This is a genomic window from Stenotrophomonas sp. YJH_SMC_73 (assembly GCF_059370155.1).
Genome location: NZ_JCAFTJ010000002.1, coordinates 189,822 through 210,687 on the forward strand (window position 1 = coordinate 189,822; position 20,866 = coordinate 210,687).

Here is a 20,866-nt window from a genome sequence, read left to right on the forward strand (position 1 = left end):
GCAACGGTAGTGCCGGCCGCTGGCCGGCTCTTCCTGGCCCACGGGGTTGCCGGCCAGCGGCCGGCACGACCTCACAGCAGCGCTTCGATCTCGCCGCGCAGCTGCTCCGGCCGGGTGGTGGGCGCATGCCGCGACACCACCCGCCCCTGGCGATCGACCAGGAACTTGCTGAAATTCCACTTGATGCGGGCACTGCCGAGCACGCCGCGCTTCTCCCGCGCGAGCCACCTCCAGAGCGGGTCGGCCCCCTCGCCGTTGACCTCGATCTTTTCCGACAGCGGGAAGCTGACCGGATAGTCCAGCGAACAGAACTGGCGGATCTGCGCGGCATCACCGGGCTCCTGCGCGCCAAACTGGTTGCACGGGAAGCCGATCACCACCAGGCCGCGCTCGCGGTAGTCCTGCCACAGCTGCTCCAGCCCGGTGTACTGCGGGGTGAAGCCACAGCGGCTGGCGACGTTCACCAGCAGCAACGGGTGGCCCTGGTACCGGGCCAGCGCCTGCGGCTGGCCGTCGAGGTCACGGAAGCTGAAATCGTAGGCAGTGGTCATGGCAGCGGGCCGTGGGCGGTGAACGCATGGTACCCGCGCCCGGCCCCGGCAACATGCCTTTTGACACAAGTGCAGTCGCCGCCGGCCGGGTTACCCTCGGGCCCTTGTTTGCCTTACCGGAGCTTCTACCTTGACCACTCGACTTGCCCTTGCCGTGGCCATGTCCCTCGGCCTTGCCCTGCCCGCCTTCTCGGCCGGCGCCGCCACCCCGGCTGCCAGCACCAATGCCCAGCAGGCCAACCCGTTCTTCGCCGAAAGCCCGCTGCCGCTGCACTTCCCGCAGTTCGACAAGATCAAGGACAGCGACTTCGCCCCGGCCTTCGACGCCGGCATGGCGCAGCAGCTGAAGGAAGTGGAGGCGATCGCCAACAACAAGGCCAAGCCGACCTTCGACAACACCATCATCGCGCTGGAAAAGAGCGGTGACATCCTCGACCGTGCGACCACCGTGTTCTTCAGCCTGGTCGGCGCCGATACCAACGACACCCGCAAGAAGCTGCAGGCCGACTACTCGGCGAAGTTTGCCGCGCACAGCGATGCGATCGCGCTGAACGGCAAGCTGTTCGCCCGCATCCAGGCGCTGTACGACACCCGCAGCCAGCTGGGCCTGGACGCCGAAGGCGTGCGCCTGGTCGAGAAGTACTACGACAATTACGTGCGCGCCGGCGCCAAGCTGTCCGAGGCCGACAAGGCCACGCTGAAGGACATGAATGCCGAACTGGCCAATCTGGGCACCAAGTTCAGCCAGAACGTGCAGTCGGAAGTGAACGCTTCGGCGATCACCGTCGACGACGTCAAGGAGCTGGCTGGCCTGTCCAAGGAGCAGATCGCCGCCGCCGCCGAAGCCGCCAAGGCGCGTGGCCTGGAAGGCAAGTACGTGATCACCCTGCTCAACACCACCGGCCAGCCGCCGCTGACCAACCTGGCCAACCGCGCCCTGCGCCAGAAGATCTACGAAGCCTCGACCACCCGCGGCAGCCGCGGCGGTGAGTTCGACAACACCGCGCTGGTCTCGCGCATCATGCAGCTGCGTGCCGACAAGGCCAAGCTGATGGGCTTCCCGAACTTCGCCGCCTACAACCTGACCAACCAGACCGCCAAGACCCCCGAAGCGGTCAACGCGATGCTCGGCAAGCTGGCTCCGGCCGCGGTGGCCAATGCCAAGCGCGAAGCCGCCGACCTGCAGGCGATGATCGACAAGGAGCAGAAGGCCGCGCGCAAGCCGACCTTCCAGCTGGAACCGTGGGACTGGGCCTTCTACAGCGAGAAGGTGCGCCAGGCCAAGTACAACTTCGACGAGTCGCAGCTGAAGCCATACTTCGAACTGAAGAACGTGCTGGAGAACGGCGTCTTCTACGCCGCCGGCCAGGAATTCGGCTTGACCTTCAAGCAGCGCACCGACCTGCCGGTCTACCACGATGACGTCACCGTCTACGACGTGTTCGACGCCGATGGCAGCCAGCTGGCGATCTTCATCTTCGATCCGTATGCACGCGCCTCCAAGCGTGGCGGTGCGTGGATGAACTCCTACGTCTCGCAGTCCAAGCTGACCGGCTTCAAGCCGGTGGTCGCCAATCACCTGAACATCCCGAAGCCGCCGGCCGGCCAGCCGACCCTGCTGACCTGGGATGAGGTGAACACCACCTTCCACGAGTTCGGCCACGCCCTGCACGGCATGTTCTCCAACGTGAAGTATCCGTACTTCTCGGGCACCTCGGTGCCGCGCGACTTCGTCGAGTTCCCCTCGCAGGTCAACGAGATGTGGGCCGACAACCCGGTCATCCTGAAGAACTACGCCAAGCACTACCAGAATGGTTCGGCGATGCCGCAGGCCCTGCTGGACAAGGTGATTGCCGCATCGAAGTTCAACCAGGGCTTTGCCACCACCGAATACCTGGGGGCGGCGATGCTGGACCAGAACTGGCACCAGATCGGCCCGGACCAGGTGCCGGCGGCCAAGGACGTGATGGCCTTCGAGCACGCCGCGCTGGAGAAGGACGGCATCTACTACGCGCCGGTTCCGCCGCGCTACAAGACCCCGTACTTCAGCCACATCATGGGCGGCTACTCGGCCGGCTACTACGCCTACATCTGGTCGGAAGTGCTCGACGCCAACACCCAGAAGTGGTTCAAGGACAACGGCGGCCTGAGCCGCAAGAACGGCGACCACTTCCGCGCCACTCTGCTGTCCAAGGGCGGCAGCGTCGACGCGATGCAGCTGTTCCGCGATTTCGCCGGCCACGAGCCGCAGATCGAACCGCTGCTGGAAAAGCGTGGCCTGACCGGCGCCGGCAACTGATCGCCCGCGTACCGGCCTGAAACGGAAACCGCCCGGGAGACCGGGCGGTTTTTTGTTGTGGTCGGGGTCAGAGCCCTCTTCTGCGAAAAGGGATCTGACCCCGGGGTCGGATCCCTTTCCGACGGAAAGGGCCCCGACCCCAGCCACGCCATCAACGCGGCGCCACGTACCCACCCGGCACGCCTTCCGGCGACAGCACCAGCTGCCACAGCTGCGCATGGCGGCAGCGGAAGGTGGCCATCGACCCGGCGAGGTAGAAGCGCCACATGCGGCGGAAGTGCTCGTCATAGCGCGCATCCAGCCGTGGCCACGCCGCCTCTACGTTGCGCCGCCAGGCCTGCAGGGTCAGGTCGTAGTCGGTGCCGAAGTTGTGCCAGTCTTCCAGTACGAAGCGGCCTTCGAACGCCTTGGTGATCTGCACCGCCGACGGCAGCATCGAGTTGGGGAAGATGTAGCGTGCAATCCATGGATCGGTACGATGCCGTGAGACGTTGGTGCCGATGGTATGCAACAGCAGCAGGCCACGTGGCGACAGGCAGCGCTTGGCCACTTCGAAGAAACTGGCGTAGTTCTTGTCACCGACGTGCTCGAACATGCCGATCGAGAAGATCGCATCGAACGGTTCGTCCAGTTCACGGTAATCCTGCAGGCGGATCTCGATCGGCAGGCCAGCGCACAACTGCCGCGCGAACTCGGCCTGCTCCTGCGATATGGTCACGCCGACGCCGCTGACACCGTAGCGCTCGGCGGCGAACTTCAGGGCTTCGCCCCATCCGCAGCCAATGTCCAGCACGCGCTGGCCCGGGCGCAGGCCCAGCTTGCGGCAGACCAGGTCGAGCTTGGCCTCCTGTGCGGCGTCGAGGTCGTCGGCGTTGCGCCAATAGCCACAGCTGTAGACCAGGCGCTGGCCGAGCATGGCCTGGTAGAGATCATTGCCGAGGTCGTAATGGCGGCGACCGACTTCGTAACTGCCCTGCCCCGCCTGCAGGTTGAACAGGCGGGCCTTCAGCGCGTCTGCCACTTCGCGCCAGCCGTGCACCCGTTCATCCAGGTGCGCCTGCATCAGGTGGACGAGGAATTCATCCAGGACGTTGGCATCCCACCACCCCTCCATGTAGCTCTCGCCCAGGCCGAGCGAGCCGTGGCCCATGACCCGCGCGAAAAAGCGCGGGTCATGCACCTGGATGTCCTGTGGCTGGGTGCCGCCGATGCGGACCCCGGCTTCATGGAGCAGGCCGGCGACCCGCTCCTGCAACCCTGTATCCACGCCACCTCCTCGACTGCGGTCAACCGCGTGCGAACAGCTCCACGTAGTCCTTGGCCACGTGCGGCAACAGCACCGCCGCCGGTACATCGGCGGTCTGGGTGCCGTCCGAGTATGGACCCACCTGGTACGGCGGGAAAACAAAGCGCAGCGCGGTGATCTGCCCCTTGTCGTCGGTCAGTGGCTGGAACTGGCTGAAATTGTCGGCCTGCGGGCCGGTTCCGTCGGCGATCATGCGCGATGCGTTGCGCAGCGATTCCTGCAGCTGGGCCGGGTCCATGTCCTCGCCACTGAGGCGGGTGGCCACGCGTTCGCGCAACTGGTCGGCGACGAAATCGCTGATCGCCTTCCAGCCCTTGGCATCGGCCACAAGCTTTTCGGCGCTGAGCATCTGCTGCTGCTGCGGCAGCCACACGAAGCGCGCCACCAGCGGTTCGCCGTGGGCGCCACCCGTGTAGCGGCTGCCGTCGGCACTGACCACCACCAGCTGCGGGGTTTCAAGCAGCTTCTCGAAGCTCAGCGACAGCTCGTAGGGCATGGTCGGCTTGTCGTTGCCCAGCCCGTCCAGCGCCTGCTGCAGGTCGCTGCGCGCACTCGTGGCATAGCTCTGCAGCGCGCGGGCCAGGCCCGGATAACGGTCGATACCGGCCGGGTAGCTGATGCCCACCACTTCGCGCTCGTTGTTCTCGATCACGTCGCGCAGGTCCAGCGGCGCTTCCGTGGCCGGCGTTTCGCCCGCGGCCGTCGCCTCGGCGGCGGGCGCCGCGTCGGTCGCCGGTGCCGGCTCGCTTTCACGCTGGCAACCGGCCAGCAACAGCACGCCCACCACGCCGGCCAACACGCTGCCGCGCAGTGGCCGGTTGTTTCCAATCTTCATCGGGATCCCCTGTTCATGTTTGTACATCATCGCCTGCCATGGCTGAAGCGTGACCCGCTGGCGTTCAGCCAACGAGCAGGTCGTGGTACTCCTCGTGGCGCTGCAGGAAGGCTTCGGCGTAGGAACATGCCGGCACCACCTTGTATTTCTGCTCGCGCGCGAAACGCAGTGCCACGCGGGTCAGCTCACCGGCGATGCCACGGCCGGCGATCGGCTCGGGCACCTCGGTATGGGTGATGACCATGCGCCTGCGCTTGATCTGGTAATCGAGCACCGCCAGCTGTCCGCGCACACGTGCGGTGAAGCGGTGGTTGGCCAGGTCGTGCTCGACCTCATAGGCCAGACCGGGGGGCGTGACCGAAGCCATGGAACTGTCTCCTGCGGCGACTGCGTGGATGGTGCGCAGCCGGGCGCCATGATCGCGTGAAGCCTGAACAGGGGCAAGTCCAGTCCATTCACGTCAGTTTTCGCCCTCAAGCTGGAGGCGGGCCGGCCGCTATCGCCTATGGAGGGGTACGGCCAGGCTGGCACGACCCTTGCGACCGTTGACCATGCGCACCACCGTGGAGGCTCCCATGCACGCCAGCAATTCCCATTCCGATACCGACCGCGCCCTGCTGGAGGGCCTGCTGCAACTGGCGGTGGAAGGGCAGACCGAGGATCAGGATTTCCAGCGCATCGGCGAGGAAGTGTTCGCCCGCCTGCTGGATACCTACGGCCAGCAGACCGCAGCCTGACCCGGCCGGGGCGGATCGGACCCGATCCGCCCCGCTACCCGCATCAACCGCCGCCGAGGCGGAAGGTCGGGTTGGAGAGTTCGCGCAGGAAGTGGGTGAAGATGCTCGGCTGCATGGCCAGCATGAAGATCACGCCAAACGCCGCACCTGCCAGGTGCGCGCTGTGGTTGATGCGGTCGCCACCGCGCCTGTCCATCCAGATGCTGTAGCCGACGTAGAACGCGGCATAGATGATCGCCGGTGCCGGGATGAAGAACACCAGGATGATCGACCACGGCTTGATCAGGATGAAGGCGAACAGCACCGCCGATACCGCCCCGGACGCCCCGAGGCTGAGGTAGTTCGGGTTCTTCTGGTTCTTCAGGTAGCTGGGCAGGATCGAGACCAGCAGCGCGCCGATGTAGAACGCCGGGTAGGTCAGGTAGCTGCCGGTCAGCTGCACCATCACGCTCTCGATGAATCCCCCGAAGAAGAACAGGGTGATCATGTTGAAGATCAGGTGCGACCAGTCGGCGTGGATGAAGCCATAGGTCACCAGCCGGTCGTACTGGCGGTGACGGTCGATGGCCGGCGGCCACAGGATCAGGCGGTCGGCCAGCTTGCGGTTGTTGAACGCCATCCACGACAGGATGGCGGTGATGGCGATCAACAGCAGATTGACGGGGGTCATGTCAGGCTCAGGCGGTACGGTAGTTGTCGACCATACGATAGCGTTTCGCGTACCAACCGAAGGCCAACGCCGCGACGAAGGCGAAGCCGGCGAAGAAGAACATCAGGAACGCCGCCTCGCTCAGGCCCGTGCCCGCGATCTGGTGGGTGACCGTGTCGTTGCGCACCGCTGCGTTGGACAGCAGCACCCACAGGTTGCCGATGGTGGTGGTCAGGTTCCAGAAGCTCATCACCACGCCCTTCATCGCCTGCGGTGCCTGGCTGTAGGCGAACTCCAGGCCGGTGGCCGAGACCAGCACCTCACCGAAGGTCAGCAGCGCGTACGGCAGCATCTGCCAGAAGATCGACATGGCGTTGCCGCCGTCCATCACCACCTGGATGCCACCCACCACGATCCAGGCCAGGCCACTGAAGGCGATGCCGGCGGTCATGCGGCGCAGCGCGGTCGGTTCGAAGCCGAAGCGGCGCAGGGCCGGATACAGCACCAGGTTGTTGAACGGAATCAGGATCATCACCAGCAGCGGGTTCAGCGCCTGCATCTGCGAGGCGGTGAACCAGCTTGGCATCTGCATCTGCTGGCCCTGCAGGACCCAGGTCGAGGCCTTCTGGTCGAACAGCGAGAAGAACGGCGTGGTCAGCGCGAAGATCACCAGCACGCGCAGTACCGAGCGCACGCCTTCCACGGCTTCGGCCGGATGCTGGCCACGGGCGCGGTCCAGCTGCAGCCAGGTGCCGCCACCGATGCCGGCAAGGATGGCCACCAGCGCCAGGCACAGGCAGATCACGATGCCCAGCGAACCGACCAGGCCGAACGAGGCCACCGCCAGCGCCAGGCCAAGCACGGCGATCACCAGGCCCGGACGGCCCTGGCCAGCCACGCGCGTGGTCAGCGCGGTACGCACCACGTTGGCGAACGAATGCGGGTCCTTCGGCGGCAGCGGCACCAGCACGTAGCGCCTGCGGCCCAGCCAGAACACGAAGGTAGCGATGAACATCAGGATGCCCGGGATGCCGAACGCCCACTGCGGGCCCCAGTTCTTCAGCACCAGCGGGATCAGCAGCGAGGCGAACAGCGAGCCGAAGTTGATGATCCAGTAGAAGGCGTCGAAGACGATCTTGGCCAGGTGCTTGTTGCTCTGGTCGAACTGGTCGCCCATGAACGAGGCCACCAGCGGCTTGATGCCGCCGGCACCGAGCGCGATCAGGCCCAGGCCGAGGAAGAAGCCCTCGCGGCTGTTCTCGAACAGCGCCAGGCACAGGTGGCCGGCGCAGTAGACCAGGCTGAACCAGAGGATGGTGTGGTACTTGCCGAAGAACCGGTCGGCCAGCCAGCCACCGAGCAGCGGGAAGAAATACACGCCGATCATGAAGCTGTGCATGATGTCCTTGGCTTCACCGGCACGGCCTTCGGCAGTGATTTCCTGCAGCAGCAGCGAGGTGATCAGGAACTGCACCAGGATGTTGCGCATCCCGTAGAAACTGAACCGCTCGCAGGCCTCATTGCCGATGATGTACGGAATCTGGCGCGGCATCTTTCCCTGGCCGGCGATGGGGGCGACTGCGTCGTGGCTCATCCTGTAAGGCATTCCTGCAAAGCGAAAGGCGCAAGGTTACCGGAACCGGGGCTTGCGAAGCACGCTGCAGGGCTGCATGACAACGGTGCCAATCCATGGCAGGCAGTGCAGGCCCTGCCGGAAGTCACGGCACCTGCACGACAAAAGCGTAAACTTATCGTTATGCGCCCCCTCGCCCACGCCCGCCTCCTGCTCAGCTGCCTTGCGCTGTTGCTGGCGTTGCAGGCGCAGGCACGACCACAGGCGCCGCCCGCCGTTGCCAGCGAGAGCGACCCCAGGCAGCTGACGGTCGCCGCGCTGGAGCTGCCCAGCCGCGATGACGCGCAATGGAAGCAGCGCCGCGAGCAGGTCGCACAGCTGCTGACCGAGCTGCAGCCGGACGTGATCTCGGTGCAGCAGGTGCTGCAGCAGCAGGGCCGCAACCCGGCCTGCTGGCTGGCCAGCCGGCTGCGCTACAGCTGCGACTTCGTTACCGCCGATCCGCCCAGCCAGCCGCTGCGGTATGGCAACGCCATGCTGACCCGGCTGCCGGTCAGCGAGGACGGCGTGACCCTGCTGCATCCTCCCGGCACCTTCAGCGCGGCCGGCATGATGCGGCTGAGGCTGGGCGAGGCGCTGGTCAACATCTATGTGGCGCGGCTGCGCCCGGACCCGGACGAGGCCAGCGCCCGCCAGCACCAGACCAGCGACCTGATGACCTGGATCGGCGCCACCGCCGAAGGCATGCCGAGCCTGATTGCCGGCGATTTCTCGGCCAGCACGGTGGAACTGGTGCGCAGCACGCCGGGGTTCCAGCCGGCCCGGCGCAATCCCGGCGGCCGTGCCGAGGCGCCGGCGGCCAGTGGGGGCGGCAGCAGCGGCCACGGCCTGGATGTGCTGTTCCAGGTCAAGCATTTCGGCGGCATCCGCCAGCAGCCGATCCTGCTGCCGGCCGACGGCGACCTGCCCGGCCTGCGTCTGGGTGTGATGGCGACCCTGCGCCTGCAGGGCGATACGGCCACTGCGGAATAGGTAGTGCCGGCCGCTGGCCGGCTCCCCCGGTACTGCACGGTTGCCGGCCTGCGGCCGGCACTATCGAACGACTGCTGCAACAGAAAAGGCCGGGGTCTCCCCCGGCCTTCTCACGTCATCCCGTCACGCGATCAGGCGATCGCTTCCTGGTAACGGCGCTCGACTTCGTTCCAGTCGATGACGTTGAAGAACGCGCCGATGTATTCCGGGCGGCGGTTCTGGTACTTCAGGTAGTACGCGTGTTCCCACACGTCCAGGCCGAGGATGGGGGTGTTGCCTTCCATCAGCGGGCTGTCCTGGTTGCCGGTGCTCTCGACCACGACCTTCTTGTCCGGGGTCACGCTCAGCCACGCCCAGCCACTGCCGAAACGGGTCAGCGCGGCCTTGGTGAAGGCATCCTTGAACTTGTCGAAACCGCCCAGGTCCTTGTCGATGGCCTTGGCCACGTCGCCCACCGGGTTGCCGCCGGCATTGGGGGCCATCACGGTCCAGAACAGCGAGTGGTTGGCATGGCCACCACCGTTGTTGCGCACCGGGCCCTGCAGGTTCTCCGGCAGCGACTTGAGCTTCTTCACCAGCTCTTCGACCGGCAGGTCAGCGTACTCGGTGCCTTCCAGCGCCGCGTTGACGTTGTTGATGTAGGTCTGGTGATGCTTGGTGTGATGGATTTCCATCGTCGCCGCATCGATATGCGGTTCCAGCGCGTCGTAGGCGTAGGACAGCTTGGGCAGGGTGTAGGCCATGATGCATCTCCTGATTGCGAGGGCACCCGACGATGTCGGGCGGTGCGCGGTGAATGATGGGGACAGACCGCCAGATTACCAAGGGGGATGTAAAGGAAATTGCGTCCTGCCAGTGAGCACGACGGCAATTGTTACGCAGCAGTGACGCAGCGCGCTCCTCATGCACCGTGCAGCGCACAGGCGCTACAGTGCGTGTACTACCCTCGCCCGCCCCTGCCCATGCGCAACCCCCGGCTGCTGATCACCGCCATCGCCCTGCTGCTGCTCGGCCTGGTCGCCAACCATTTCCTGCAAAGGCCGCCAGCGCCGCAGTTCGCGCCCGACCTGCAGGGCACGCCTGTCGCGCGCGCGCCGGCCACCGCCTCGCCCGGCAAGGACAGCGGACTTCCCGCGTTCCTGCCCGCCGAAGCGCGCGCGACCATCGCCCTGATCCAGCGTGGCGGTCCATTCCCGCACCGCCAGGACGGCAGTACCTTCGGCAACCGCGAGCAGCAGCTGCCGCAGCGCGCGCGCGGCTACTACCGCGAATACACCGTCGACACCCCTGGCGCGCGTACGCGTGGCACGCGTCGCATCGTCACCGGCGGCGATCCGCCGGAAGCGTGGTACTACACCGACGACCATTACGCGTCATTCCGCAGCTTCACCGTACCGGCCCAGGGAGCGCAGTGATGAGCCACGATGATTTCGGCCTTGGCCTGCATGACATCAACAACGCCGGCGTCTACGCCATCGACAGCGACGACATCGGCGCACTGGCCGCGGCGATGCGCGATGCCGGCCTGAAAGTGATCCGCATCGATCTGGAGGGCGTCGCGGACAAGCGCACCCTGCTCGCCCGTTTGGCCGCACAGCTGGATTTCCCGGCCGGTTTCGGCGGCAACTGGGATGCGCTGTCGGACAACCTGCGCGACCTGCAATGGCTGCCGGCCAATGGCTACGCGCTGTTCCTGGCCGACGTGGACGCGCTGCGCGCCGGTGCGCAGAAGGACTTCGACACCCTGCTGGACGTGATGGACGAGACCAGCCGTGACTGGGTCGGCCGCGACGTACCGTTCTGGGTGTTCCTGTCGCAGAGCGCGTAAGGTCACTGCCTTGGCCGGCATGCACTGACGCCTTGGCAGAGGCCGATCTTGGTCGGCGCTTCTGTGCCAACCAAGGTCGGCATCTACCAAAGCGCGGGCCGGCCAGCGCATCGGGCGCGGCCGAAGCTTTAGCGGCTCCCATTGTCTTCCTGCAGTTCCTTCTTGAACGGGATGTCCGGCGGCGGTCGTGCCACGGCCGGCTGGTCCTGCATGTTGGGGTTGGTCAGGCCACAGCCGCCACCGGCCTGCAGGATCGAAATGACGCAGGAGATCCTTGTGTTGGTGCCCGGCAATGGAATCTCCATCGCCTTGACGCCCTTGCGCACCCATTCGGCCAGCAGCGATTCCTGCGGCACCCAGTACTTGTCGAACGAGGTCGGCGTGTAGTCGTACGGCGGGCGCTTCAGCCAGGTGCCGGACTGCGCAATGCGCTCCTTGCTCCAGCCGTCGTTGGCACCGCCGGGCGCACCGCGCGCGGCATGGCCATCGCCCTCCTGGCCAGGCACGCGCACGCTGCCATCGGCATTGAACAGGCCGCTGCCCTTGCCGGCGGTACTGGCCTGGCGGGTACCGTTGCTGCTGCCGTCGCGGTTGCGGCTGGAAGACCCCCAGTCATCGCCCTTGGCAGGCGTCGCCCAGTTGCCTGGATCAGGCGCCGGGCGCGCTCCCGCGTTTGCGGGTGTGCTGCTGGATGCTGACGGACGCGCGCTGCTGCTCGCCTGCGTCGCGCTGCCCTGGGCCGCAGTCGCGGGCGTCGCCGTGGCACTGCCACTGGAGGATGCCGGCGCTGCCACCGGTGCCGAGGCCACTTCACGTTCCCGCACCTGCACGTCGCGGCCAGTGGGCGCGCGTACGGCGGGCTCACGCCCGGCCACCGCCGCCATCCGCACCTGCGGATCGGCCACGGCCTGCACTTCACGTTCGCGCACCTGCACGTCCTGCTGCGGCACGCGCACCTGCACTTCCGGGCTGCGCAGCAGTTGGGGAGCGACCGGCGCGTCGACCGTACTGACTTCGCGTTCGCGCACCTGGATGTCACGCACCTGCGGCGTGCGCACGGCCAGTTCCGGGGTACGCACCGGGCTTGGTGTCGGCGGCGCCTGCACCGGCTGCACGCTGCGCTCGCGCACGGCGGGTGTGCTGTCACGCGGTACGACGCTGATTTCGGTGCGCGGCACACTGACCGGCGGCACCACGAAATCCGTGCTGGCCTGCGCCACTTCGGTGGCCTGGACGGGCGAAGGCGGCGGCGCGGCCACCGGCGCCGGCTCGGCGTCGGCCGGCGGTGGTGGAACGCTGGCGGTCGGCGCGGATGCCGGGGATGAGGCGGTGGTTTCGGCAGCCACCGGACGCGGCGCAGGGGCCGAGGCAGCGCCCGCCTCCTGGCCCGGCGCAACCCGACCTGCCGCCGCAGCCGCAGCCGCTTCGGCGCCCGGCTGATCGCCACCGCCTTCCTGCGACGCGCGGCCGACGAACTCCACCTGCACGCGCTCGCCCTCGGTGCCCTCTTCGTCCGGCGCGCTGGTACGGATCACCGCCACCCACAGCAACAGCACGAAGAACAGCAGATGCAGCAGTGCACTGACCAGTGCCGAGGTCCAGCGCATCCAGCGCTGGTCGCGCGGCGCGGCGTCCCAGTCCTGCCAGAACAGTCGGCGCAGTGCCTGCCACGGCGACAGCCGCGGCGACTGGCCTGGCGGGCCCGGCAGCGGGCGCGGCAGGAAAACTGCGATCACCTCGCGGGCATGGAACGGCCGCGGCAGTGGCCCCAGCGAGCGCAGCCACAGCGCCCAGCCATAGGGCAGGCGCGTGGACTTCTCGAGGACGGCGCGGGGCTGCTGGCGCGCCAGCAGCAGATCAATGAGTTGCTCGGCCCGGGTCAGAGGCACGCGTCAGCGATCAGGCGACGTTGCCGCGCGGAATGTAAGGCGCGTGGCCGCTGTCATGATCGGTCGCGTCACGCACGGCGGTCACGCCCGGCACGCGGCCCATCAGGGTTTTTTCGATGCCCTGCTTGAGCGTCACATCGGCCATGCCGCAGCCCTGGCAGCCACCACCGAAGCGCAGCAGCACCACGCCGTCGGACGAGACTTCCTGCACGGCCACCTTGCCGCCATGCGAGGCCAGCTGCGGATTGACTTCGTTCTCCACCACCCAGTGCACGCGTTCGACCAGCGAGGCCGCATCACCCGGCGCTTCGCCCTTGATGCGCGGCGCCTTGATGGTCAGCTGCTGGGCACCGGCGGTGCCGGCGACGATGTCGATCTCGGCGCCATCGAGCCAGCCAACGCTGCCGGCGTCGACATAGAGGGTGAAACCATCGCAGTCCACCGCCCACTCGTCACCGAGCAGGTCGGTCGGTTCGGCGAATTCCAGCCGGGCATCGGCGCGCGGCGTACCGGGGTCGACCGCGCTCAGGCGCACGCCCATGCCGGGCACGCCCTCGCGTTCTATCAACTTGCGGAAATGGGTCTGGGCAGTGTCGGAGATCTGGATCATCAGGCTATTCTAGCCAAGTAAGCGTCAGCCGCTCATTCGGTTTATACACCGTCCGGCGCATTGTTCAGTCAACACGAGGTGGAGATTCCCATGGCCGACCTGATTCCACTGGCCCAGGCCCGTTGCGTGCCGCGCAAAGGCAGCGACCACAAGCTCGGCGAGGCCCGCCTGGCCGAACTGCTGCCGCAGGTTCCCGGCTGGGAGCTGAGCGAGGGTGACCAGGCCCTGTCGCGTACCTTCCGCTTCAAGGATTACTACGCCACCATGGCCTTCGTGAACGCGCTGGCCTGGATCGCCCACCGCGAGGACCACCACCCGGACCTGGGCGTGCACTACGACCGCGCGGTCGTGCGCTTCTCCACCCACGATGTGGGCGGGCTGAGCGAGAACGACTTCATCTGCGCGGCCAAGACTTCGGCCCTGACGGAGCAACTGCCATGAACGTACGTTTGCTGAGCCTGTCCCTGATCGCTGCGACCGGCCTGGCCGGCTGTGGCGCGTCCGAACCGCCGTCACCGCCACCGCCGCCGCCGACCGAAGTGGCCGCGGTGAAGACGCCGCCGCCGCAGTACCCGCTGGAACTGGCCTGCATGGGCGTGGGTGGCACCAGCACCTTCAAGGTGACCATCGGCACCGACGGCAAGCCGAGCGAGGTTGCGCTGTTGACCGGGGCCGGCAACCCGCAGCTGGACGAACTGGCCAAGACCGCCGTGCAGGGCTGGCAGTTCAAGGCCGCCACCCGTAACGGCCAACCGGTGCCGGCCACCATCCAGGTTCCTGTCAGCTTCAACCCGCCACAGCCGAAGCCGGACCAGTGCTTCGCCATCGAAGAACGCCTGCGCCGCGGCGGCTGATCGCGCGCACCCCGACGGGGCCTGCCGACGCCCGCCTCGCCCTCGCCGCCCCGGCCCCGCCCGGGGCGGCTGTCTGTTGACCAGGATCGCGTGGGTTGATGCTGCAGATTCCCCCTGAAAACATCTGGATCGCACTGGCGGTCACGCTTGCCGCAGGCCTGGCCACCGCGATCGGCAGCCTGCTGGTGCTCTTCTCGCGCCGCCCCAGCCCGCGCCTGCTGGCGTTCGGCCTGGCCTTTGCCGGTGGCGCGATGGTCTATGTGTCGCTGTCGGAGATCCTCAACAAGTCCATTGCATCGTTTGCACTGGCGTATGGCGAGCGCACCGGCTTCACCTACGGCACCCTGGCCTTCCTGCTGGGCGTGATCGTGATCGTACTGATCGACCACTTCATTCCCAATCCGCATGACAGCCTGGACAAACAGGACCCTGCGTTCCGCGAGAACAGCCGCGAGTACCTGAAGCGGGTCGCGCTGCTGACCTCGGTTGCGATCACCGCACACAATTTCCCGGAAGGGCTGGCGACCTTCTTTGCCACGCTGGAAAGCCCATCGGTGGGCATGCCACTGGCCTTCGCCATCGCCATCCACAACATTCCCGAGGGCATCGCGATCGCGGTGCCGGTGTACTTCGCCACCCAGAACAAGTTCTACGCGTTCAGTGCCAGCCTGCTGTCCGGCCTGGCCGAGCCCGTGGGCGCGGCGCTTGGCTACTGGCTGCTGTCAGGATCGCTGTCGCACGCCACGTTCGGCTGGGTGTTCGGCCTGATCGCCGGCGTGATGGTGTTCCTGGCGCTGGATGAGCTGCTGCCGGCGGCCAAGCGCTATGCCAAGGGCCACGAGACGGTTTACGGACTGGTGGCCGGCATGGGCACGCTGGCGATCAGCCTGGTGCTGTTCAAGTGGTGAGGGGTTCCCGGCTCGCCCTGTAGAGTCCAGCCATGCTCGACTGGCTTTCCGCGCGGCCCGACCGAGGCGCAGTCGAGCGTGACTCGACGCTACAGGAGATCCTTACTTCAGCCGGTCCAGCGCCTCGACCAGCTCATCCGCCAGCGGCGCGTTCAATACGTATGGGCTCTTGCCGTCATCCAGCGCGAACTCCAGCGAGGCCGCATGCAGGAACAAGCGCTTCAGCCCGATCTGCTCACGAAGCCGCTTGTTGACCGCTGGATCGCCGTATTTGTCGTCACCGGCCACCGGATGCCCCAGATGCTGGGCGTGCACGCGGATCTGGTGGGTACGGCCGGTCTCGATGCGGACTTCGCAGTACGAATGGCCACCGCGGCGTTCCAGCACCCGGAAGTGGCTGATCGATTCCTTGCCGATCGCATTGACCTGCACATGGCGCTCGCCGCCCTGGCGCAGGCCCACGTGCAGCGGGGCGTCGACCGTCATCACGCCGTCGGGCATGCGCCCGGCCAGCAGGGTCAGGTAGCGCTTGCGGATGCCGGCGCCGTGGTCTTCACGCAGCAAGGCCTGCAGTTCGCTCAGCGCCGAGCGCTTCTTGGCCACGACCAGCAGGCCCGAGGTGTCGCGATCCAACCGGTGGACCAGCTCCAGGGTCTGCCCCGGGCGCAGCGCGCGCAGCGTCTCGATGGCGCCGAAGCTGATGCCGCTGCCGCCGTGGCTGGCCACGCCGGTCGGCTTGTTCAGGGCCAGCAGGCGGGCGTCCTCGAAGACGATGGCCTGCTCCAGGCGGCGCATGAACGCCTCCGGCGGACCGGCCTTGTCTCCTTCCTCAGTGAGACGGACCGGCGGCACGCGCACCTCGTCACCGGCCTCGAGCTTGCGTTCGGCCTTGGCGCGGCCACCGTTCACCCGAACCTGGCCACTGCGCACCAGCTTGTAGACCAGGCTGCGCGGGGCGCCCTTCAGCTGGCCGAGCAGGAAGTTGTCCAGGCGCTGGCCGGCGCGGTCGGCGGGAACGGTGATCATGCGCACGGAAGGCTTGTCGCCAGCGGGTTTGGTGGGGTCTTGGGCGGTCATCAGGCTGTTTATTCTGTTACACTCGGGGGGCGAGATAAGGGATTGATTTCGTTGGAAGTTACTCAGGGCCAGAAGCCCAGCTTCCGACGAATCCGGCACAGTGCGCGACCACCGCCCGCGGGGCGGCCATGTTAGCGGCTCACCGGCCTTCCCGGCCATCGCCGGATGCCTGACACGCAACCGTGCTGAACATGTCCCGCGTGGCGCTCCAGCCTGGCTGACAGCTGCCTGCGGCCTGTAACACCCCAAAACCCATAAGAGTGAAGCGCTCCCGCGGCCTGCCGTGGTGTCGTAGCGCTGGAAACCCAAGCCGCCCTCCCCGCGCTTGCGCGAATGGGCGGCGAACCGTGTCCAGAGGCGAAACCCCATGGCGTTCCGCGCGGTAGCCGCTTGCGAGGAACGCAACAATGAAGCGAATGCTGATCAACGCCACGCAGGCTGAAGAGCTGCGTGTTGCCATCGTGGATGGCCAGTCGTTGTATGACATCGACATCGAACAGCCGTCGAAGGAACAGAAGAAGTCCAACATCTACAAGGGCCGGATCTTCCGCATCGAGCCCTCGCTGGAAGCCGCCTTCGTCGAGTACGGCGGTGGCCGCCATGGCTTCCTGCCGCTGAAGGAAATCTCCCGCGACTACTTCCAGGCCGGTGTCGACCACAACAAGGCCGGCATCCGCGAGCTGCTGAAGGAAGGCCAGGAGATCGTCGTCCAGGTCGACAAGGAAGAGCGTGGCAACAAGGGCGCCGCCCTGACCACGTTCATCTCGCTGGCCGGCCGCTACATGGTGCTGATGCCGAACTCGCCCAGCGCCGGCGGCGTTTCCCGTCGCATCGAGGGCGAAGACCGGGCCGCGCTGAAGGACGCCCTGGACAAGCTGAACATTCCCGACGACATGGGCGTGATCATCCGTACCGCCGGCGTCGGCCGCGATGCGGAAGAGCTGCAGTGGGACCTGGACTACCTGCTCAATGTCTGGCGCGCCATCGCCGAAGCCGCACTGAGCAAGCCGGCTCCGTTCCTGATCTACCAGGAATCGCGCCTGATCGTGCGCGCCCTGCGTGACTACCTGCGCGCCGACATCGGCGAGATCCTGGTGGACACCGAGGAGATGTACGAGCACGCCCGCGAGTTCATGCAGCAGGTGATGCCGCAGACCCTGCGCAAGCTCAAGCATTACAAGGACGACATCCCGCTGTTCAACCGCTTCCAGATCGAGTCGCAAATCGAGGGCGCCTACGAGCGCAACGTGCGCCTGCCGTCGGGCGGCTCGATCGTGGTCGACCAGACCGAAGCGCTGACCGCGGTCGACGTCAATTCCTCGCGCGCCACCAAGGGCAGCGACATCGAGGACACCGCGTTCCAGACCAACCTGGAAGCGGCCGAGGAAGTGGCCCGCCAGCTGCGCCTGCGCGACCTGGGCGGCCTGGTGGTGATCGACTTCATCGACATGGCCTCCAACAAGCACCAGCGCGAGGTCGAGAACCGCCTGGCCAACGCGCTGAAGTACGACCGTGCGCGCGTCCAGGTTGGCCGCATCTCGCGCTTCGGCCTGCTGGAAATGAGCCGCCAGCGCCTGCGCCCGAGCCTGGGTGAATCCAGCCAGATCGTCTGCCCGCGTTGCGACGGCCACGGCCGCATGCGCAGCGTTGAGTCGCTGTCGCTGTCGATCATCCGCGTTGCCGAAGAGCATGCGATGAAGGAAAACACCGGGCAGGTGCTGGTCCAGGCGCCGGTGGAGATCGCCAATTACCTGCTGAACGAAAAGCGCAGTGCCCTGCGCGAGATCGAGCAGCGCCACGAGGCGCCGATCGTGATCGTCGCCGACGAGCAGCTGCACACCCCGCACTACACCGTCACCCGCCTGCGCGAGAACGAGCTGGGTGAAGAGAGCAACAAGCCCAGTTACCAGCGCGGTACCCCGCGCAAGCTGCCGGTGCATGCCCTGACCAAGGGCCAGCTGAACATCCCGCCGCCGGCGGTGACCCAGGTCAAGCACACCTCCCCTGCCCCGGTGCGCGAGGAAGTGGAGCCGGCCGCAGCGGCACCGGCCCCGGTCGTGGCAGCGCCGGTTGCAGCGGCCCCGAGCGGCGGCGTGATCGGTTGGCTCAAGCGCGTGTTCGGTGGCGAACCGGCGCCGGCGCCGGCACCGGCGGCTCCTGTTGCCCGCCAGCAGCAGGACGGCGGCCGCAAGGACCGCAACAAGGATCGCAACAAGGACCGCAAGGATCGCCGCGACGACAACCGTGGCAACGGCAACGCTCAGCAGCAGAAGGATGGCGGCAACCGCAAGGAGCGCGGTGAGCAGCGCAAGGACGGCCGCAACGGCAACAACGGCAATGCCCAGCAGCAGCCGCAGCAGGGCAGGCAGAAGGAGCCGCAGCAGAAGGACGGCCAGCAGCCGCATCAGCAGAACAAGCCGCGCAACGAGCAGCAGGGCCAGAACCAGAACCAGCAGCAGCCGAAGCTGAAGCAGCCCAAGCAGCCGCGCCAGCCGCAGGACGGTGACAAGCCGGCCGAGAAGCCGCAGCGCAGCACCGCCGAGGCACCGGCCGAGGCCGTGACCGCGGCTGCCGCCGTGGCCGCCACGGCGGTCGCCGCCAATGGGGTGACCGCTCAGGAAGCCACTGCGCCGGTGGCGCCGGTTGCGCCGGCCGCCTCCGCTCCGGCGGAAGCCACTGCACCGGCCGACACCACTGCCAACGCCGGCAACGAGGCCGAGGCGATTGCCGTGACCGGTGAAGAGGCTGCTGTCGACGCCAACGGCGAGCAGGCCGGTGAAGGCGCGACCCGCCGCCGCCGTGGCCGTCGTGGTGGCCGTCGCCGCCGTCGTGGTGGCGCCGAGAACGCTGCCGGCAGCGATGGCCTGGGCGATGATCAGGACGACGCGGACGACAGTGATGACACCGATGCCGCTGATGTCGCCGAGCAGAGCAACGACAGCGTCGCCGGGACCACTCCGGTCGCGGCCGCGCAGCCGGCCCGTCCGCAACCGGAATTCGATTTCGATGACGAAGTCGAACCGACCGCTGCCGAATCCGGAAAGCCGGTCCGTGCCGCCGCCGCTGTTGTCGCCGCGCCGGTCGCGGTGGTGAGCAGCACCGTGGTCGATGCCGCTGCACCGGTGGTGGCCGAGGTACAGGCCCCGATCAATACCGTGGCCAAGGCCGAACCGGCATCTTCGCCGGTGCAGACCAGCATGCTCGATGCCATCGACGCGGCGACCCCGGCCCAGCCGGTGGTGGCTGTAGCACCGGCGGTCGAAGCCAAGCCGGTCGTGGTTGAGGCTGCCCCGGCCGTTGAAGCCACTCCGGTGGTCGAAGTGAAGCCGGTCGTGGAATCGAAGCCAGAAATCGCTGAAGCCGCTCCGGCGGTCGAAGCCGAGCCGCTGGCCGTTGAGGCCGCCCCGGTGGTGGAGGCCGCTCCCGCGGTTGAAGCCAAGCCGGTTGTCGAGACCGCACCGGTCGCCGAACAGCCCGTCGCTCCGGTGGCAGTTGAAGCCGCACCGGTGGAAGCTGCGGCCCCGGTCGCCGATGCGGTGGTGACGCCGTCGATCGATCCGGTCGCCGATGGTCACACCGATGCCGCCGCCCAGGCGGCCGAAGCCAAGGCCGACGAAGAAGACGAAGACGCCGCCAAGCGCACACCGCCGGCGAACTGATCGCGATCTGGTCGCGTGAAAAGGAACGGCGGGGATCGATGATCCCCGCCGTTTCTGTTTGTGCGCCGGGCGCGTGCAGCGCTCTGGTAGAGGCCAACCTTGGTTGGCGCCGTTGTTCGAGCGAACGCGGATACGTCCGTGCCAACCAAGGTTGGCACCTACCAGGACATCAGCGCGTCGGCGCGAACTGCAACCGGGTCCACACGCCGTAGTGGTCCGAGGCCCAGCGACCGCTGTCATCGGGCTGGTCGAACAGGAGCTTCGCTTCGCGCGCGACCATCCGGTCCTGCTGGAAGAAGATGTGGTCGATACGCGAAGGTGCCTGGTAATAGTGCCGGTTCAAGGTGCTGACCCCGGCCAGGTCGGTGTTGACGTGCACGCTGCCATAGCTTTCGCCGTAATGGCTGCGCAGCTCGCTCAGGTCACCTGCGTCCACCAGCGCATTGAAGTCGCCCGCGATCACCACCGGCGCGCCGGCCGAGGTAGCGGTGATGAAGCGCAGCAGGTCCTCGACCTGGGTACGGCGGATGCGCTGACCACTCTCGTCGTTGCGCTCGTTGAGATGCGTGGCGTAGACGTTCACCGGCGTGCCGTCGACGTCGATGCGCAGGTGGGCCACCGTGCGGTAGTCGTCCAATGGCAGCAGCAGATGGTCCCCCTGGGCGAGGATCGGCCGCCGGGTCAACAACGCATTGCCGTAACGCTTCGGCGCACCCACCGGATCGGTGGACACGAATACGTACTTGTAGCCGAGTTGGCTGGCCAGCCACTGCGCCTGGTTGCGCACGTTGCGGCGCTGGATCACCTCCTGCAGCGCGATGGCATCGGGCTGCAGGCGCTTGAGTTCGGCCAGGATGGTACGGCGGCGGCTTGGCCAGTCTTCGCGGTCATGATGGAGGTTGAAGGTGACCATGCTCATGCCTGGCGCGCTGGCGATGTCCACCGCTGGCGATGCGACCTGCGGCACCGCCGCCAGCGTCAGCCCGGGCAATGCCAATGCAATGGCCAGCCCCAGGGCGCGCACCGTCGCACGCGCTCCCTCCCCTTGTTGCTTCATCG

The 20,866-nt window shown here is 67.1% G+C and carries 20 protein-coding genes; 9 read left to right on the top strand and 11 right to left on the bottom strand.

What is annotated here, in order from left to right:
• Positions 1-71: 71 nt before the first annotated feature.
• Positions 72-551 carry a glutathione peroxidase gene (locus AC5P8R_RS04105; protein ID WP_014647731.1) on the bottom strand — a complete coding sequence of 160 codons (480 nt, stop codon included), beginning with the start codon at positions 549-551 and terminating at the stop codon, positions 72-74.
• Positions 552-681: 130 nt separating this feature from the next.
• On the opposite strand from AC5P8R_RS04105, the gene AC5P8R_RS04110 reads away from it, so the two are divergent.
• A complete protein-coding gene (locus AC5P8R_RS04110) occupies positions 682-2,850 on the top strand; it encodes a M3 family metallopeptidase (protein ID WP_495223017.1) in 2,169 nt (722 codons plus the stop codon).
• Positions 2,851-3,001: 151 nt separating this feature from the next.
• Here AC5P8R_RS04110 and cfa read toward each other — a convergent pair whose 3' ends face one another.
• The 3 genes from cfa to AC5P8R_RS04125 are packed head-to-tail and all read right to left on the bottom strand — an operon-like array spanning position 3,002 to position 5,358.
• A complete protein-coding gene (gene cfa / locus AC5P8R_RS04115; RefSeq protein ID WP_142234973.1) occupies positions 3,002-4,117 on the bottom strand; it encodes a cyclopropane fatty acyl phospholipid synthase in 1,116 nt (371 codons plus the stop codon).
• A 19-nt stretch (positions 4,118-4,136) separates the two neighbouring features.
• Positions 4,137-5,018 (bottom strand): DUF3298 and DUF4163 domain-containing protein, encoded by an 882-nt coding sequence (locus AC5P8R_RS04120; protein WP_046431642.1) that lies wholly within the window; start codon positions 5,016-5,018, stop codon positions 4,137-4,139.
• A gap of 37 nt (positions 5,019-5,055) precedes the next feature.
• Positions 5,056-5,358, bottom strand: a complete 303-nt coding sequence (locus AC5P8R_RS04125; RefSeq protein ID WP_006455911.1) for a GNAT family N-acetyltransferase — start codon at positions 5,356-5,358, stop codon at positions 5,056-5,058.
• Positions 5,359-5,566: 208 nt separating this feature from the next.
• On the opposite strand from AC5P8R_RS04125, the gene AC5P8R_RS04130 reads away from it, so the two are divergent.
• Entirely contained in the window at positions 5,567-5,728 is a 162-nt protein-coding gene (locus AC5P8R_RS04130) for a hypothetical protein (RefSeq protein ID WP_014037806.1), read from the top strand.
• Positions 5,729-5,771: 43 nt separating this feature from the next.
• On the opposite strand, the gene AC5P8R_RS04135 is transcribed toward AC5P8R_RS04130, so the two are convergent.
• On the bottom strand, positions 5,772-6,398 hold the full coding sequence (locus AC5P8R_RS04135) for a rhomboid family intramembrane serine protease (protein ID WP_014647735.1): 627 nt from the start codon (positions 6,396-6,398) through the stop codon (positions 5,772-5,774).
• 7 nt (positions 6,399-6,405) lie between these two features.
• The gene (locus AC5P8R_RS04140) at positions 6,406-7,971 is read right to left on the bottom strand and encodes a POT-type proton-dependent oligopeptide transporter (protein WP_134809087.1); all 1,566 of its coding nucleotides are present in this window, start codon (positions 7,969-7,971) and stop codon (positions 6,406-6,408) included.
• 162 nt (positions 7,972-8,133) lie between these two features.
• On the opposite strand from AC5P8R_RS04140, the gene AC5P8R_RS04145 reads away from it, so the two are divergent.
• Positions 8,134-8,982, top strand: a complete 849-nt coding sequence (locus AC5P8R_RS04145) for an endonuclease/exonuclease/phosphatase family protein (RefSeq protein ID WP_495223018.1) — start codon at positions 8,134-8,136, stop codon at positions 8,980-8,982.
• 131 nt (positions 8,983-9,113) lie between these two features.
• On the opposite strand, the gene AC5P8R_RS04150 is transcribed toward AC5P8R_RS04145, so the two are convergent.
• Complete coding sequence (locus AC5P8R_RS04150; RefSeq protein WP_005410310.1) at positions 9,114-9,725, bottom strand: superoxide dismutase; 612 nt, start codon at positions 9,723-9,725, stop codon at positions 9,114-9,116.
• A gap of 219 nt (positions 9,726-9,944) precedes the next feature.
• On the opposite strand from AC5P8R_RS04150, the gene AC5P8R_RS04155 reads away from it, so the two are divergent.
• The gene (locus AC5P8R_RS04155; protein ID WP_041863621.1) at positions 9,945-10,397 is read left to right on the top strand and encodes a guanyl-specific ribonuclease; all 453 of its coding nucleotides are present in this window, start codon (positions 9,945-9,947) and stop codon (positions 10,395-10,397) included.
• Positions 10,397-10,810 carry a barstar family protein gene (locus AC5P8R_RS04160; protein ID WP_053495370.1) on the top strand — a complete coding sequence of 138 codons (414 nt, stop codon included), beginning with the start codon at positions 10,397-10,399 and terminating at the stop codon, positions 10,808-10,810. The genes AC5P8R_RS04155 and AC5P8R_RS04160 overlap by 1 nt, the downstream gene beginning before the upstream one ends.
• 128 nt (positions 10,811-10,938) lie before the next feature.
• On the opposite strand, the gene AC5P8R_RS04165 is transcribed toward AC5P8R_RS04160, so the two are convergent.
• Positions 10,939-12,699, bottom strand: a complete 1,761-nt coding sequence (locus AC5P8R_RS04165; protein ID WP_495223019.1) for a hypothetical protein — start codon at positions 12,697-12,699, stop codon at positions 10,939-10,941.
• 10 nt (positions 12,700-12,709) lie between these two features.
• Complete coding sequence (locus AC5P8R_RS04170; protein WP_014037813.1) at positions 12,710-13,309, bottom strand: NfuA family Fe-S biogenesis protein; 600 nt, start codon at positions 13,307-13,309, stop codon at positions 12,710-12,712.
• Between the two features lie 90 nt (positions 13,310-13,399).
• On the opposite strand from AC5P8R_RS04170, the gene AC5P8R_RS04175 reads away from it, so the two are divergent.
• From AC5P8R_RS04175 to zupT, 3 genes are all read left to right on the top strand, one after another.
• Positions 13,400-13,750 carry a 4a-hydroxytetrahydrobiopterin dehydratase gene (locus tag AC5P8R_RS04175; RefSeq protein ID WP_014647741.1) on the top strand — a complete coding sequence of 117 codons (351 nt, stop codon included), beginning with the start codon at positions 13,400-13,402 and terminating at the stop codon, positions 13,748-13,750.
• Positions 13,747-14,163: an energy transducer TonB gene (locus AC5P8R_RS04180; RefSeq protein WP_014647742.1), complete on the top strand. Its 417-nt coding sequence runs from the start codon at positions 13,747-13,749 to the stop codon at positions 14,161-14,163. The genes AC5P8R_RS04175 and AC5P8R_RS04180 overlap by 4 nt, the downstream gene beginning before the upstream one ends.
• A 98-nt stretch (positions 14,164-14,261) precedes the next feature.
• Entirely contained in the window at positions 14,262-15,071 is an 810-nt protein-coding gene (gene zupT, locus AC5P8R_RS04185) for a zinc transporter ZupT (protein WP_014647743.1), read from the top strand.
• A gap of 102 nt (positions 15,072-15,173) precedes the next feature.
• Here the strand turns inward: zupT and AC5P8R_RS04190 are convergent, their stop codons facing one another.
• Positions 15,174-16,148 carry an RluA family pseudouridine synthase gene (locus AC5P8R_RS04190; RefSeq protein WP_169411715.1) on the bottom strand — a complete coding sequence of 325 codons (975 nt, stop codon included), beginning with the start codon at positions 16,146-16,148 and terminating at the stop codon, positions 15,174-15,176.
• A gap of 407 nt (positions 16,149-16,555) precedes the next feature.
• Here AC5P8R_RS04190 and rne point away from each other — a divergent pair, with 407 nt between their 5' ends.
• On the top strand, positions 16,556-19,807 hold the full coding sequence (rne, locus tag AC5P8R_RS04195) for a ribonuclease E (RefSeq protein ID WP_495223020.1): 3,252 nt from the start codon (positions 16,556-16,558) through the stop codon (positions 19,805-19,807).
• Between the two features lie 169 nt (positions 19,808-19,976).
• Here the strand turns inward: rne and AC5P8R_RS04200 are convergent, their stop codons facing one another.
• Positions 19,977-20,864, bottom strand: coding sequence for an endonuclease/exonuclease/phosphatase family protein (locus tag AC5P8R_RS04200; protein WP_495223021.1), 888 nt, complete (start codon positions 20,862-20,864; stop codon positions 19,977-19,979).
• Positions 20,865-20,866 lie beyond the last annotated feature (2 nt).